The organism is Clostridium sp. NSJ-145, from assembly GCF_021044725.1.
Classification (GTDB): Bacteria; Bacillota; Clostridia; order Clostridiales; family Clostridiaceae; genus Clostridium; species Clostridium disporicum_B.
In genome coordinates, this window is the sequence record NZ_JAJNOS010000005.1 from 93206 (window position 1) to 106843 (window position 13638).

Below are 13638 nucleotides of genomic sequence, written 5' to 3' on the forward strand. Positions count from 1 at the left end.
AAAGTTATGTATATATCAATGCCTAGGGACTTTTTTGTTCCTGTTATGTATGATTATAAGGAAAATTTAGGGTTGTTAGATAAACGCACAACAGAAATGAATCGAGAGAGTACTGGTGAAGAGAAAGTTAATCAGGAGTATTATAAAGCATTACAAAATAAAGAGGCCACTTATATAAAGCCTGGTAGTAAAGAAACAAATGGACAAGAAGTTGATGAAGAATATTATAAGGCATTACAGGAGAAAGAAGCTACTTATGTGGAGGCAACTATGTACAACTCTATAGATGATGAGTATATAAATAGTGCTACAAATAATAAAGATAAATATATAAATAAAGGAGAAACAAAAGAAAATTATAAAGGATCAAATAGTAGAAGTGTATATAGTGATATAGATGATGAGTATGCTAGAGGCTTTAAGAGATAGGAAAACAAGAGATAGCATAATTCTATTTATAATTTCATTAGGGTGCTTCTTTATTAATACAACTAATATAGTATTAGGATTAGTAATACATTCAATTGCAATGATTCCCCTTGCCTTTATGCTTGGGGAATTCACTTCTAGTATTTCAGAATATATAGGAGAAAAAAAAGGAGGATTATTAACAGCTACTTTAGGTAATTTACCTGAAATAATAATGGGAATATGGTCATTGAGATTAGGGCTTATTTCTATGGTACAAGCTGCTATGATAGGATGTATAGTTAATAATATGCTCTTAGTACTTGGAGTTTCAATATTATTAGGTGGATTAAAATATAAGCAACAAACTTTTAATAAGAATAATGCTAAAACAAACTTTAGTATGTTGTTATTAGCTATGTCATCTATGGTAGTAATGGCTTGCATAAATAATTATTCAAGTATACCATCTGAAACAGTAATAAAAATAAGTGCTGTAGTATCAATAATTTTAATATGTGTATATTTGTTAGGGCTAATATATTCATTATATACACATAGTAATTTAATATTAGGAGATGACAAAACTGAAAAAATAGAGGAGAAGAAATCAGATAAGAGAGAGTTAGTTATCTTACTAATAAAAATATTTGTTATAAGTTTGGCTATATACTTTTTGTCAGAAAAAGTAATAAATGATGCTAATATTATTATAGAGAATTTTAATATATCCGAAGGATTTATGGGGATAATATTAATTCCTGTTTTGGGTAATATAGGAGAGAATATTTCAGCTATTATGTGTGCTGTAAGAAATAAAGTAAATTTAAGTTTGGAGATAGCTATAGGTTCAGGAATACAAATAGCATTATTTGCAACTCCAATTCTAGTATTAACAGCTTTTTTACTAGGAATACAAATGGCCTTAGTTTTTTCAGTACTAAATATAATAATAGCAGGACTAGCTATTTTTATGTCATATATAGTCTTCGTTGATGGTAGTACTAATTGGTTTGAAGGAATAGTATTAATAGCGGTATATGTAATCATAACTATATGTTACTTTTTTGTGTAGGAGGTAGCTAATGGGATATAACAAATTAATACACGAGTATTATATAAATTTAAGTAATTTAGCTAGTTTATTAAAAACATTAACAGACTCCTATAGACTTTTAATTGGAGGTGCTTTTGAATTAAATAATATACCAGAAGCAAGGACAAAATATGTCAAAGAAGCTGTTAATAGAGCAGATAAACTAGGAGATGAAATTGATCATTTAATAGATTTGCTTGAAGAGTGTGGGGAATCATACTATAAGTATGTAGCAGTTATGAATGATTATATACTGAAAAATGGTAATACTGACCTTATTTTAACTGAGGTGGATAGTGATTTACAATTTTCAAACTCACCAGGAGTTACTAGTTCAGGAGGATTTAATAGCTCACCTGGAGGTAACTATGGACCTAGACCTAAAGAAGAGCCTAAAAAAGATAAGAATTAATGGTTAATAGAAATAATTAATACTTTAAGTTTTATAGTGATTTATGTTTAGATTATTAATTATAAAAAGCTGTGCATATGCACAGCTTTTTATAATTAGAATTTTTTTAATTTAAAATTACTAACCATTAAATAAGAAAATACAATCATAAGAAGCATTGGTATAACTGCAGACATATTTACGTTTATAGTAAGTAAAATAAATAAAGCCATAAAGCATCCAGCAATAGTTATTGGCACTCCTGCAAATACACCATCAAAGGTAGATACATTATACCTAGCTAGTCTAAAAGCACCGCATATTGGAAACGTTAGTAGTACTATAAATCCAATTAGGCTTGTAGGTCCTACACCTTTAAAATTAAATAATAAAAAAGATAGAATTGATGGTGCTACACCGAATGAAACTAAGTCAGCTAAAGAATCTAATTCCTTTCCAAGCTCACTACTTGCATTAAGAAATCTCGCAATTCTCCCATCATATCTGTCTATTAATCCTGCTAAAAGTATAAAAATGCTTGCTAATGCGTAATTACCGTCTATTGTGGATAAAATTGAACATATGCCTAAAGATAAATTAATAAAAGTAAAAGCATTAGGAATATAAGATCTTTTCATATAATCACTCCCAAAATAATTCCAAATTAATGATATATAATTATAACATAATACCTAATAAAATATAATACTATAATTTGTAATCATATAGAAAAGCTATATTTATATAAAGATTATTTACAAAATATTATTAGTAATATAATGATTTATAAAAGTTAAGTATGTTATAATTTAATATATGTAATATTTTAGTAAAGATACTAGGGAGGTAGAGCTGTGAGATATGTAAAGTTTATTTACAATCCTTACTCAGGTGAAAATTTAATTCTTTCTAAGTTAGATAAGGTTATAAGTATTCATCAAGATGCTGGATATACTATAGTTCCGTATAGGATAAGTAGAGACGAAGATGTTTCTGAGGCTTTTAAGGATGTAAAAGATTTTGATTATAAATATGTTTTAGTAGCTGGTGGAGATGGAACAGTTGATTCAGTTGTTAATGCGATGGCAAAGCAAGGTATATCAATACCTATAGCAATTTTACCAGTAGGAACAGCAAATGATTTCGCTAAGTTCTTAGGTATACCTTCAGATATAGAAGAAGCATGTAATAGGATTATAAATTCACATATAACTACAGTAGACTTAGGAAGTATAAATGATAAATACTTTGTTAATGTAGCAAGCACAGGGCTTTTTACAGATGTATCACAAAAAACAGATGTAAATATAAAAAATACTATAGGTAAATTAGCATATTACCTAAAAGGCTTAGAGGAGTTACCAAACTTCAGAAAGCTAAAGGTTAAGATAAACTCAGAAAATGTTAACTTTGAAGGTGAGATGTATTTCTTATTAGTATTTAATGGCCAAACAGCAGGTAACTTTAAGCTTGCTACAAAGTCTGATGCTAAAGATGGATTGTTAGATGTGATAATATTTAAGGCAATACCTATAATGGAATTAATACCTCTATTTATAAAGGTATTAAAAGGGGAGCACTTAGACTCAGAAAATGTAATATATTTCAAATCTAAGGAAATTCATATTGAATGTTATGAGGATATAGTTACAGATATTGATGGAGAAAAAGGTCCAGATTTCCCATTAGATATTAAGTGTATAAAAGGTGGACTGAAAATTTTAGGTGTAAAATAGATTAATAAAGAATAATTTACAAAATAAAATAATAATTATAAATAACAGCACTATGAAAGGAACATATTATGTTAAATTTTGCTTACCTTTTAACTCTGATATTTATAATTATTTTTATTTTATATTTACTAATAATAAATAAAAATAAATGTCCTAAAAAAGTGAAAACATTTTTCTGTATTACATTTGCATTATTATTTATGAGATATATAGCAGTTTTAATAGGGACATTAATAGAATCACAGACAATAGTATATTTTTTAAGATGTTTTATCTTACTTAATTATCCTGCTATACCGTTAGTAGCATTAGGTACAGCATATATATTTTTAAGAAATGAAGGTACAACATTTGATTATAATTTTATATTTATGGCTATTTTATTATTACTATATATAGGCGAATTATATTTGTACAAGGTAAACATAAATATTAATAATTCATTTGGATTTATAATAACTTTCAAAAATAGTTTAACACCAAATCTTATTTATTTAATTATAATTGCATCTATTGCAATAGTAGCACTGCTATGTGTAGACAAGCCGTATTGTAATAAATGGGGAATGAAACTACTTACAATAAGTCTTATGATTACTATAGCTGAATTCATTATTTTCCTAGGTGGAATAAAGGTATTTCCTTATCCGTTTATAGGAGATATATTAATTTTATTAGTTAACTATAAAGCGTTAAGAACTTTTAAATAATATAGTATATTTTAAATAATGAAAAAGAGGTATCGTAATAAAAAATTATCACGATATCTCTTTTTTTAGAATAGATATAAAAAATAATATAATAAATTAAATAGGTAATATAAATATTTCAAATATAAATCAAAATTTGTTGCCTTTCAAGGTTTCTATAATATAATATTAGTATATGAAATGCCCAGCTAATGGGCATTTTTAATTGCATTTAGAATAGCACTTAATATGCAAATGTGCTAATAAAAACTTTATTGTTTAGTATATAAAAAATTTGAGGCTAATTCAGAATCAGATTATATACACATATTGTTAAAATACTACTAGCTAAGTTGCTAGAGATTTATTTAGAAAATTTACAGGTGGTGAATTTAAGATGGAGGGTGTCCCTCAGAGTATTAAGTTAGAAAAATCAAATAATAGTATAGAGGGAATTACTTTAAGTTTTAAATTATTTGAATAAAGTTATTCTCTCTAAATATAGGAGGAAACTTTATGAAAAAATTATCAGTACTACTATTTAGTAGCATTTTAGACAAGAAGATATATGACGAATTTGATGAGGTATTAGGCACATTAAAGGATATTTATGTAACTACAGATGAAGGGTATCCAAGAGTTATAGGATATAAAGTGAAGAGAGATAGATCAACATTTCATTATGAATTTAGAAGTGTAATATTTTTACAAAATGATAATAAAGTAAAGATAATGACTAGAGGGAGCAAAGAGATACTGCCGAGAAGATACTCTTATCTTTTATCAGAGCACCTTTTAGATAAAAAAATTGTAGATATAAATGGAAAGCAAGTTGTAAGAGTTGATGATTTAAGAATTGCTGAAATAGCTGGTGAATATAGAGTAATAGCGGTAGAAACTGGACCAATGGCTAGAGCAAGAAGATTTGGACTTTTAAATGTTGGAAAGTTAATATATAAAACACTGCATAAGGATTTTGAAGATAAGGTTCTTATGTGGGATGATGTTGAATCTTTAGAAATGGTAAATAATAATTTACAAATTGCTATACCATATAAAAAACTATCAACATTACATCCAGCAGATTTAGCAGATATATTAGAGGACTTAGATTCAAATTCAAGAAAGAAAATTTTTGAATTCATAGATGAAGATTTAGCAGCAGATGCTTTAGAAGAAATAGATCCTGAATATAAAGGTGCTATAATTAAAGATATAAGTGAAGCTAAGGCTGCAGAATTATTAGAAAATATGCCTAATGATGAGATAGCAGATTTCTTAGATGAACTAGATGATGATGAGAGAGAAAAGATTCTTATAAATTTGGAAGCTGAAGATGCTAATGAAGTTAAAGAACTTTTACAGTATGATGATGAAACTGTAGGTAGTATAATGAGTAAAGAATTTATTTCTTTCAATATAGATATAACAATAGGTGAAATTATTGAAATTCTTAGAGAGACTGAACCAGAAGATGAGCAGTTAAACTCAATATTTATAACAGATGAAGATGAAAGAGTGTTAGGAATATTAACACTTAAGGATTTGATAATGAATACTCCTGAGACAAAGGCTAGAGAAGCTATGAATGAAAACACTAATGTTATAAGACATTTTGTTGATATAAATGAAGCTATAGAAATAGTATCAAAATATGACCTATTATCTATCCCTGTAGTTGATGACAATGATGTCTTAATTGGATCAGTAAATACTCATGACTTAATAGATGAGTTTTTATACCCAATGTGGAAAAAGAAAAATAAATTTTAAAAAAAGTGTTTACAAAATTTGAGAAAAGCATATAATAAAAATATAAAACAGAGTTAAATAGTAAGAATTAAAACTGTGAAAAAGGAAAGTAGTATAAAGGAAGGTTACAGAGAGAAAAGGATGCTGAGAACTTTTTGCCAGTAATTTATAACGAAGTGCCCTTTGGAGTTTAAGCCTGAAATAATAGTACGGTGTTACGGGTTCACCCGTTATAGTGAAGAGGTATGATTGTACCTTTATTGAGTGGGATTATTTTTATATAATCCAAGTAGAGTGGAACCACGGATATTTTATCGTCTCTAAGTTATAGAGGCGTATTTTTTTTATAAAAATTCCTAGGAAAATTATTATTATATAATAAAAGAAATTAATTTTAAATATATATAAAAGATATGTGTAGAGAAAGGGGAATAATTATGATTTATAATTCAATGCTAGATTTAATAGGAAAAACACCAATTTTAAAGCTAAACAATATGGTAGGAGAAAATAGTGCTGATGTATATGTTAAGTTAGAAAAGTTTAATCCAGGTGGTAGTGTTAAAGATAGAGCTGCTTTAGGGATGATTGAAAAAGCAGAAGAGTTAGGAATATTAAAAGAAGGATCTACAATAATAGAACCTACAAGTGGAAATACAGGTATTGCAATTGCTATGATAGGACGAGTAAAAGGATATAAAGTAATTATAGTTATGCCTGAAACTATGAGTAAAGAAAGAAGAGATTTAATCAAGGCTTATGGAGCAGAACTAATTTTAACTGAAGGAGCAAAGGGGATGAAAGGGGCTATAGCAAAAGCTACTGAGTTAGTAGATAACTATGGATATTTCATGCCACAACAATTTGAAAATATAGCGAATCCAAATAAACATTATGAAACTACAGCAGATGAAATATTAGAAGATATTAAAGATTTAGATGCTTTTGTAGCAGGAGTTGGGACAGGAGGTACTATTACTGGAGTAGCTAAAAAATTAAAAGAAAATATAAAAACATTAAAGGTTGTAGCTGTAGAGCCAGAAAAATCACAAGTACTGGCAGGAAAAGGACCAGGAGCTCATAAAATTCAAGGAATAGGTGCAGGATTCATTCCTTCAATTTACAAAGGAGAATATGTTGATGAAATAATACCAGTTTCAGACCAAGATGCGATAAATACAGCAGTTGAATTTGCTAGGAAAGAAGGAATACTAATAGGGATATCATCAGGAGCGGCACTTTTTGCAGCATTACAAGTAGCTAAGAAATTAGGAAAAGGCAAAAAAGTACTAGCTATAGCTCCAGATGGAGGAGAAAAATATATATCTATGGGAATTTATGAGTAAAATACAGAGCAATTAGGAGAAATGTTCAGCTTTGCTTAAGAGAAATATATGCTAAAAGCAGGAATAAATGTTTGACTAAGTAAAAGAGAAATATGTTTTTGTATTATGGAAAAATGTCTCATTGAATAAATGAGAAACATATCTGCTAGAGGCATATTTCTCTGGCAAAGTGATATTTATATTTCGAGAGTAGCTCGTACCAAAGGAGGGGGATTAGATTGTTTAAGAATTTGAGTCATGATTTGAATAATATAATGGAAAAGGATCCTGCGGCTAGAAGTAAGCTAGAAGTGTTTTTGTTATATCCGTGTGTTCATGCACTAATTTCATATAGAATAGCTCATTTTTTATACTCTAAAAAGTTTTTCTTTATGGCAAGACTTATATCACAATTAGCAAGATTTTTTACTGGCATAGAGATACATCCAGGTGCTAAAATTGGTAGAGGGTTGTTTATAGATCATGGAATGGGTGTAGTAATAGGAGAAACTACTGAGATAGGTGATAATGTTACTATATATCATGGAGTAACTTTAGGGGGAACAGGAAAAGATAAAGGTAAGAGGCATCCAACTATAGGAAATGATGTTGTGATAGGATGTGGAGCTAAAGTCTTAGGTCCAATTACAGTAGGGGATGGAGCTAAGATTGGAGCTAATGCTGTAGTTTTAAAAGATGTTCCAACTGGAGTTACAGCAGTAGGAAAAGCAGCAAAAAATTTAGTTAGAGTTGTTAAAAGCAACCCGGAGATAGAAACAGAAAAAAATAATGAAAGTAAAAAAAATATCTATAATGATATGGTGATTTAGGAATGATTAAAGAAAAAATAGTTAAGTATTGTAATTCGATAGGTTTAGATACTATTGGTTTTGTAAAGTGCAGAGTTTTTGAGGAGTTACGTGAGTTTTATTTAGACAGAAAAGAAAAAGGTCTAGAAAATGAATTTGAAGAAAATGATATAGAAAAAAGGATTAATCCTAATGTATATATGGAAGATGGGAAAACTATTATTTCTATAGCTTTCCCATATCATATGGGAAAAGAGGATGTTGATAATGGATTTTCTGTTTATACAAAGGGATATGATTATCATAGAGTAGTTAAAAGCTACTTAGATAAAATATGTACATATATAAATGAATTAGGAGGAAAAGCTATTCCTTTAGTAGATAGCAATTCACTTCCAGAAAGATATATAGGATTTTTAGCTGGACTTGGTATAATAGGAAAGAATAATATGCTTATAACTAAAAAGTATGGTTCATATGTTTTTTTAGGTGAGATAATAACAGATTTAGAAATTTGTTGTAGAGATGCAGGAACTTTTGAGGATATTCAAAAGTATGAGGGTTGTAATGAATGTAAAGTTTGTATAGATAATTGTCCAACAAAAGCAATTATGACAGGAAGAAAAAATCCTAATATATGTTCATCATACATAACTCAAAAAAAGGAACTTTCTAAGATAGATTATAAGCTTATCAAGAATAGAATTTTTGGTTGTGATATTTGTCAGAATACTTGTCCTTATAATAAAGAAATTAGTTTTTCTAATTTAGAAGAGTTTAAGTCATTAGACTTTATGAATAAAACTGATATAAGATATTATGCTGATTTAAACAATAAAGAGTTTAGAGAAAAAATATCTAAAACTTCTTGTGGATGGAGAGGTAAAAACGTCATAAGAAGAAATGCAATAATTAGGTTACATAATGAAGGAGAAGACATTGAAAAATATAAAGGAGATTCTCTAATGATAAATAATTGCATTGATGAGATTAAAAGAATTAACAATTAGGAAAGATAAAATTATTATTTTTAACTTTTAAGTTATTAGAAAGGTGATTATTATGAAGCAAAGAACTAAAGCAATTTTAGATATATTAAAAGAATTATACCCAGATGCCGAATGTGAATTAGAGCATAATTCACCATTTCAACTATTAGTAGCAACTATACTTTCAGCCCAAACTACAGATAAAAAGGTTAATGAAGTCACTGAAACTTTATTTAGAGATTACCCAGATTTAGATGCTTTTTTAACATTATCTATAGATGAACTTGAAGAAAGAATAAAACAAATAGGACTTTATAGAAGCAAGGCTAAAAATATAATGATAATGTGTAATCAACTTAAAAATAATTTTAATGGTGAAGTTCCTAAAACTATGGAAGAGATAGTGACTTTAGCAGGTGCAGGGCGTAAAACTGCAAATGTAGTTTTATCAAATGCTTTTGGAGTTCCTTCAATAGCTGTAGATACACATGTATTTAGAGTTTCAAATCGTTTAGGATTAGCAGACTCGGATAATGTTTTAGAGGTTGAAAAGCAACTACAAAAAGAATTACCTAAAAAGGAATGGAGTCTTGCACATCACCTTCTAATATTTCATGGAAGAAGATGTTGTATTGCTAGAAACCCAAAATGTGGAGAATGTAGGCTGCAAAGTAGATGTAAATATTACAAGGAATTGAAAAAGAATGGAAAGTTTTAAAAAGAATACTATTATTAAGAAACACTTTTTGTAAAGAAGTGTTCTTATTTTTATAAGTATAAATTAATAGATTAATTACAATTTGTTCTTACCAAAAGTAGTATAATTCAAGTAGGTAAGTTATTTAAGTTATATTAGGAATTTAAGGGGAAGATATTAAAAAGAGAAAGTAAAAATACATATAGGTATATTTTACTAAGGAGGATTTAAGATGATAAATAATGAAAAGTTATATTTCAATGGTGACATATTGACTCTTGAAGATGATTTATATGTTGAAGCTATTCTAGTTAAGGATAGTAAGATATATAAATTAGGAAAAAAAGATGATTTAATTAAGGAAGCAAGTAAAGAGGTAGAACTAATAGATTTACAGGGAAAAACTTTAATGCCATCATTTATAGACCCACACAGCCACTTTTCTGGATATGCAAGCTCTTTTTCGCAAGTAGACCTTAAAGAAACTACAAGTTTTGCAGAAGTTGCAGCAGCTATAAAAAAGTTTATTGAAAAAAATAATATACCTGCAGGTAAGTGGATTCAAGGTGATGGATATGACCAAAACTTTTTAGTAGAGAAAGAGCATCCAACTAGAAGATTATTAGATAAAGCAGCACCAGATAATCCAATTATAGTAAAGCATAAATCAGGTCATATGGGAGTTTTAAATACTATGGCTTTAAATGAATTAAGAATTACTAATGATACTCCAAATCCAGAGGGTGGAGTAATTGGCAAGAAGGATGGAGAACCTACAGGATATATAGAAGAAGCTGCTTTTATGGAATATATTCAAAAGCTTCCTATGATGTCTAATGAAGAGTTTTTCGGCAATTTAATGAAGGCTCAGAATTCATATGCAAGTAATGGAATAACAACTGTTCAAGAAGGGTTTGTAGTAGAACAGCTAGCTCCTATTTATCAATTTTTAATACAATCAAAGATGCTTAAAGTAGACTTAATAGGATTCTTAGACATATCTAATGCTAGTGCATTAAAAGAAAAGTTTGCTAGTTGCTTGAATAAATATGATAATCACATAAAGATGGGTGGATACAAAACTTTCTTAGATGGTTCACCACAAGGACGTACAGCTTGGATGAGAACTCCATATTTAGGAGAAGAAAAAGACTATTATGCTTATGGAACAAAAAAAGATGAAGAATTAAAGCAATATTTAGAATTAGCATTAAAAGATAATATGCAGATTTTAGTTCACTGTAATGGTGATGCTGCATGCCAACAATACATAGATCAATTTGAACTAGCAAAGCAAGAAACTCAATCATCAAATGATATAAGACCTGTTATAGTTCATGCACAATTATTAGATAGAGATCAATTAGATAATGTAAAAAAACTTGGAATGATACCATCATTTTTTGTTGCTCACGTATATCATTGGGGAGATATTCATATTAAGAATTATGGTATGGAAAGAGCGAGCAGAATAAGCTTAGCTAAATCAGCTCAAGATAAGGGAATAATTTATACATTCCATCAGGACTCACCAGTTATAGAGCCGAATATGTTAGAAACTATATGGTGTGCAGTTAATAGAATAACTAAAAATGGAGTTTTATTAGGTGATGATGAGAGAATAAGTCCATTAGATGCTTTAAAAGCTGTAACTAAGAATGCAGCATATCAATATTTTGAAGAAGATATTAAAGGGACATTAAAGGAAGGAAAGCTAGCAGACTTAGTTATATTAGATAAGAATATCTTAAAAGTTGATCCAATGAAAATTAAGGATATACAAGTTGTAGAAACTATAAAAGAAGGAGAGACTATCTTTAAGAAAAGATAGTTTTAATAGCGAGAGTAAGCTATATAAGTAAAGTGTATAGCTTACTTTGTTCATGAAAGTTGTTATAGTTCAATTAATAATGAACTATATAAGTAATCTTTATTATATAAAAATTAAAATTATAAGAGTATGTTTATCATTTAATGAATATGGTATATAATAGTAACAGATAATGTTATAATTTTTTATTAAATTAACATAATATTTATTATATACAATAGTTAAATTAATCGTTAAATATAAGGGGGTTAAAAGAAATGTTAAATGAAAATTTATTAAAAGCTCTTAATGAGCAAGTAAATTTTGAATTCTATTCTTCTTACACATATCTTGCTATGGCTGGATACTGTGAATCTTTAGATTTAGGTGGATTTGCAAACTTCTTCAGAGTCCAAGCTAAGGAAGAATTAGATCATGCAATGAAATTATACGATTACGTTTATCAAAAAAATGGTTCAATTGAATTAGAGCATATAGATAAACCACAGCCAAAGTATGATGGAATAATTGATGTTTTTGAAAAGGGATATAAGCATGAGCAACTTGTAACTAAAAAGATTTATGAGTTAACAGATATTGCTTATGAAGAAAGAGAGCATGCTACAATTAGCTTACTTAAATGGTTTATAGATGAGCAGGTTGAAGAAGAAAATAACTTCAATGCTTTACTTAAAAAGGTTAGAAGAGTTGAAGGAAATCCAGCTGCATTATATCTAATGGATGATGAGCTTGCTAAGAGAGTTTATGTTCCTGCAACAGTATAATAATATTGAATTTTGATGAAGTAGCACAATGTTTACTTCTATTAAATAATATATAGTGTTATAATTATAAAGACTTGTAAATACAGGTCTTTATTTTATAAGTAAGTTTAAATTTGGAGGCAAAAATGATTAAAGTTGGTGTTATTATGGGTGGTATTTCTTCAGAAAGAGAAGTATCATTAAAAAGTGGAAATTCGATAGTTGAGAATATAGACAGAAGTAAATACGAAGTTGTGCCAATAGTTATAGATAATAAAGAGGATATAATAAATAAAGTTAAAGGAATAGATTTTGCATTATTAGCATTACATGGAAAGTTTGGTGAAGATGGAACTGTTCAATCAGTACTTCAAACTTTAGATATACCATATTCAGGATGTGGACCAATAAGCTCAGGTGTATGCATGGATAAGGACCTTACAAAGAGAATATTAGTAGCTAATGGAATAAGAACTGCTAGATGGATAAATGTTTCATCAATAGAAGAAATAGATTATGACAAGATAGAAGAAATGGGATATCCTGTTTTCGTTAAGCCTACAAATGGAGGATCAAGTGTTGCTACTTTCAAAATAACAAAGAAAGAAGATATAGAGAATGCTGTTTTAGAAGGTTTAAAATGGGATACAGAAGTTATGATAGAAGAATTCATAAAAGGTGATGAAATAACTTGTCCTGTATTTGACAAGAAGATGTGGCCAGTTATAGCAATAAGACCTAAGGAAGGAGCAGATTTCTTTGATTTTACTCAAAAGTATTCAGAGGATGGAGCTGAAGAAGTTATAGTAGAACTTGAAGAGAATCTTCATAAAGAAGTTGAAAAGATGGCTATAGGTACTTACAGAGCATTAAAGTGTGAAGTTTATGCAAGAGTAGATATGATAGTAACAAGTGAAGGAGTTCCTTATATATTAGAAGTTAATACATTACCAGGAATGACGGCTGCTTCGCTTTTCCCAAAGAGTGCCAATGCCGTTAATGTAAGCTATTCAGGGCTTATAGATATGATTATACAAACATCTTTAAAGGTTAAGAGAGCTATATAAAATAGTAAATTAGATATAAAAGTTAAAAATGGGCAGATGGGAGGTTGACGCAAAAAATCAGCATGGCTAACTTTAGCTAAAAATATTTAAAGAAGTTGCTATGCT

Annotated in this window: 14 protein-coding genes and 1 other annotated feature; of the genes, 13 read left to right on the forward strand and 1 reads right to left on the reverse strand. The window is 28.6% G+C overall.

Annotated features, from left to right (window positions below; genetic code table 11):
* Nucleotides 1–6: 6 nt before the first annotated feature.
* From LQE93_RS06165 to LQE93_RS06175, 3 genes are read left to right on the forward strand one after another with little or no spacing between them, the layout of a single operon-like run.
* Nucleotides 7–429 carry a hypothetical protein gene (locus LQE93_RS06165; RefSeq protein ID WP_055264491.1) on the forward strand — a complete coding sequence of 141 codons (423 nt, stop codon included), beginning with the start codon at nucleotides 7–9 and terminating at the stop codon, nucleotides 427–429.
* Complete coding sequence (gene cax / locus LQE93_RS06170) at nucleotides 401–1483, forward strand: calcium/proton exchanger (protein ID WP_055264489.1); 1083 nt, start codon at nucleotides 401–403, stop codon at nucleotides 1481–1483. Before LQE93_RS06165 ends, cax begins: the two co-directional genes overlap by 29 nt.
* A gap of 10 nt (nucleotides 1484–1493) precedes the next feature.
* Nucleotides 1494–1916 (forward strand): hypothetical protein, encoded by a 423-nt coding sequence (locus LQE93_RS06175; protein WP_070205651.1) that lies wholly within the window; start codon nucleotides 1494–1496, stop codon nucleotides 1914–1916.
* Between the two features lie 95 nt (nucleotides 1917–2011).
* Here the strand turns inward: LQE93_RS06175 and pssA are convergent, their stop codons facing one another.
* Complete coding sequence (gene pssA / locus LQE93_RS06180; RefSeq protein WP_055264487.1) at nucleotides 2012–2533, reverse strand: CDP-diacylglycerol--serine O-phosphatidyltransferase; 522 nt, start codon at nucleotides 2531–2533, stop codon at nucleotides 2012–2014.
* Nucleotides 2534–2749: 216 nt separating this feature from the next.
* On the opposite strand from pssA, the gene LQE93_RS06185 reads away from it, so the two are divergent.
* From LQE93_RS06185 to LQE93_RS06230, 10 genes are all read left to right on the forward strand, one after another.
* Nucleotides 2750–3631, forward strand: coding sequence for a YegS/Rv2252/BmrU family lipid kinase (locus LQE93_RS06185; protein WP_055264485.1), 882 nt, complete (start codon nucleotides 2750–2752; stop codon nucleotides 3629–3631).
* A 200-nt stretch (nucleotides 3632–3831) separates the two neighbouring features.
* Nucleotides 3832–4341, forward strand: coding sequence for a hypothetical protein (locus LQE93_RS06190; RefSeq protein WP_231072637.1), 510 nt, complete (start codon nucleotides 3832–3834; stop codon nucleotides 4339–4341).
* A 495-nt stretch (nucleotides 4342–4836) separates the two neighbouring features.
* Entirely contained in the window at nucleotides 4837–6093 is a 1257-nt protein-coding gene (locus LQE93_RS06195; RefSeq protein WP_055264481.1) for a magnesium transporter MgtE N-terminal domain-containing protein, read from the forward strand.
* Nucleotides 6094–6159: 66 nt separating this feature from the next.
* Nucleotides 6160–6397: a binding site (T-box leader), on the forward strand.
* Nucleotides 6398–6509: 112 nt separating this feature from the next.
* A complete protein-coding gene (gene cysK, locus LQE93_RS06200) occupies nucleotides 6510–7418 on the forward strand; it encodes a cysteine synthase A (RefSeq protein WP_055264479.1) in 909 nt (302 codons plus the stop codon).
* Nucleotides 7419–7636: 218 nt separating this feature from the next.
* A complete protein-coding gene (gene epsC, locus LQE93_RS06205) occupies nucleotides 7637–8227 on the forward strand; it encodes a serine O-acetyltransferase EpsC (RefSeq protein WP_231072639.1) in 591 nt (196 codons plus the stop codon).
* Nucleotides 8228–8229: 2 nt separating this feature from the next.
* Nucleotides 8230–9216: a tRNA epoxyqueuosine(34) reductase QueG gene (gene queG, locus LQE93_RS06210; protein ID WP_231072641.1), complete on the forward strand. Its 987-nt coding sequence runs from the start codon at nucleotides 8230–8232 to the stop codon at nucleotides 9214–9216.
* Nucleotides 9217–9268: 52 nt separating this feature from the next.
* Nucleotides 9269–9913, forward strand: a complete 645-nt coding sequence (gene nth / locus LQE93_RS06215) for an endonuclease III (protein ID WP_231072643.1) — start codon at nucleotides 9269–9271, stop codon at nucleotides 9911–9913.
* 211 nt (nucleotides 9914–10124) lie between these two features.
* On the forward strand, nucleotides 10125–11723 hold the full coding sequence (locus LQE93_RS06220; protein WP_055264471.1) for an amidohydrolase: 1599 nt from the start codon (nucleotides 10125–10127) through the stop codon (nucleotides 11721–11723).
* Between the two features lie 257 nt (nucleotides 11724–11980).
* Nucleotides 11981–12487, forward strand: coding sequence for a ferritin (locus LQE93_RS06225; protein WP_055264469.1), 507 nt, complete (start codon nucleotides 11981–11983; stop codon nucleotides 12485–12487).
* Nucleotides 12488–12615: 128 nt separating this feature from the next.
* On the forward strand, nucleotides 12616–13533 hold the full coding sequence (locus LQE93_RS06230; protein WP_231072707.1) for a D-alanine--D-alanine ligase: 918 nt from the start codon (nucleotides 12616–12618) through the stop codon (nucleotides 13531–13533).
* Nucleotides 13534–13638: the final 105 nt, after the last annotated feature.

Bases quoted from the DNA above. Each gene is read 5' to 3' on its own strand.
- LQE93_RS06165 (WP_055264491.1), top strand. From the start codon at position 7: ATGTATATATCAATGCCTAGGGACTTTTTTGTTCCTGTTATGTATGAT.
- cax (WP_055264489.1), top strand. From the start codon at position 401: ATGAGTATGCTAGAGGCTTTAAGAGATAGGAAAACAAGAGATAGCATA.
- LQE93_RS06175 (WP_070205651.1), top strand. From the start codon at position 1,494: ATGGGATATAACAAATTAATACACGAGTATTATATAAATTTAAGTAAT.
- pssA (WP_055264487.1), bottom strand. From the start codon at position 2,533: ATGAAAAGATCTTATATTCCTAATGCTTTTACTTTTATTAATTTATCT.
- LQE93_RS06190 (WP_231072637.1), top strand. From the start codon at position 3,832: ATGAGATATATAGCAGTTTTAATAGGGACATTAATAGAATCACAGACA.
- LQE93_RS06195 (WP_055264481.1), top strand. From the start codon at position 4,837: ATGAAAAAATTATCAGTACTACTATTTAGTAGCATTTTAGACAAGAAG.
- cysK (WP_055264479.1), top strand. From the start codon at position 6,510: ATGATTTATAATTCAATGCTAGATTTAATAGGAAAAACACCAATTTTA.
- queG (WP_231072641.1), top strand. From the start codon at position 8,230: ATGATTAAAGAAAAAATAGTTAAGTATTGTAATTCGATAGGTTTAGAT.
- nth (WP_231072643.1), top strand. From the start codon at position 9,269: ATGAAGCAAAGAACTAAAGCAATTTTAGATATATTAAAAGAATTATAC.
- LQE93_RS06220 (WP_055264471.1), top strand. From the start codon at position 10,125: ATGATAAATAATGAAAAGTTATATTTCAATGGTGACATATTGACTCTT.
- LQE93_RS06225 (WP_055264469.1), top strand. From the start codon at position 11,981: ATGTTAAATGAAAATTTATTAAAAGCTCTTAATGAGCAAGTAAATTTT.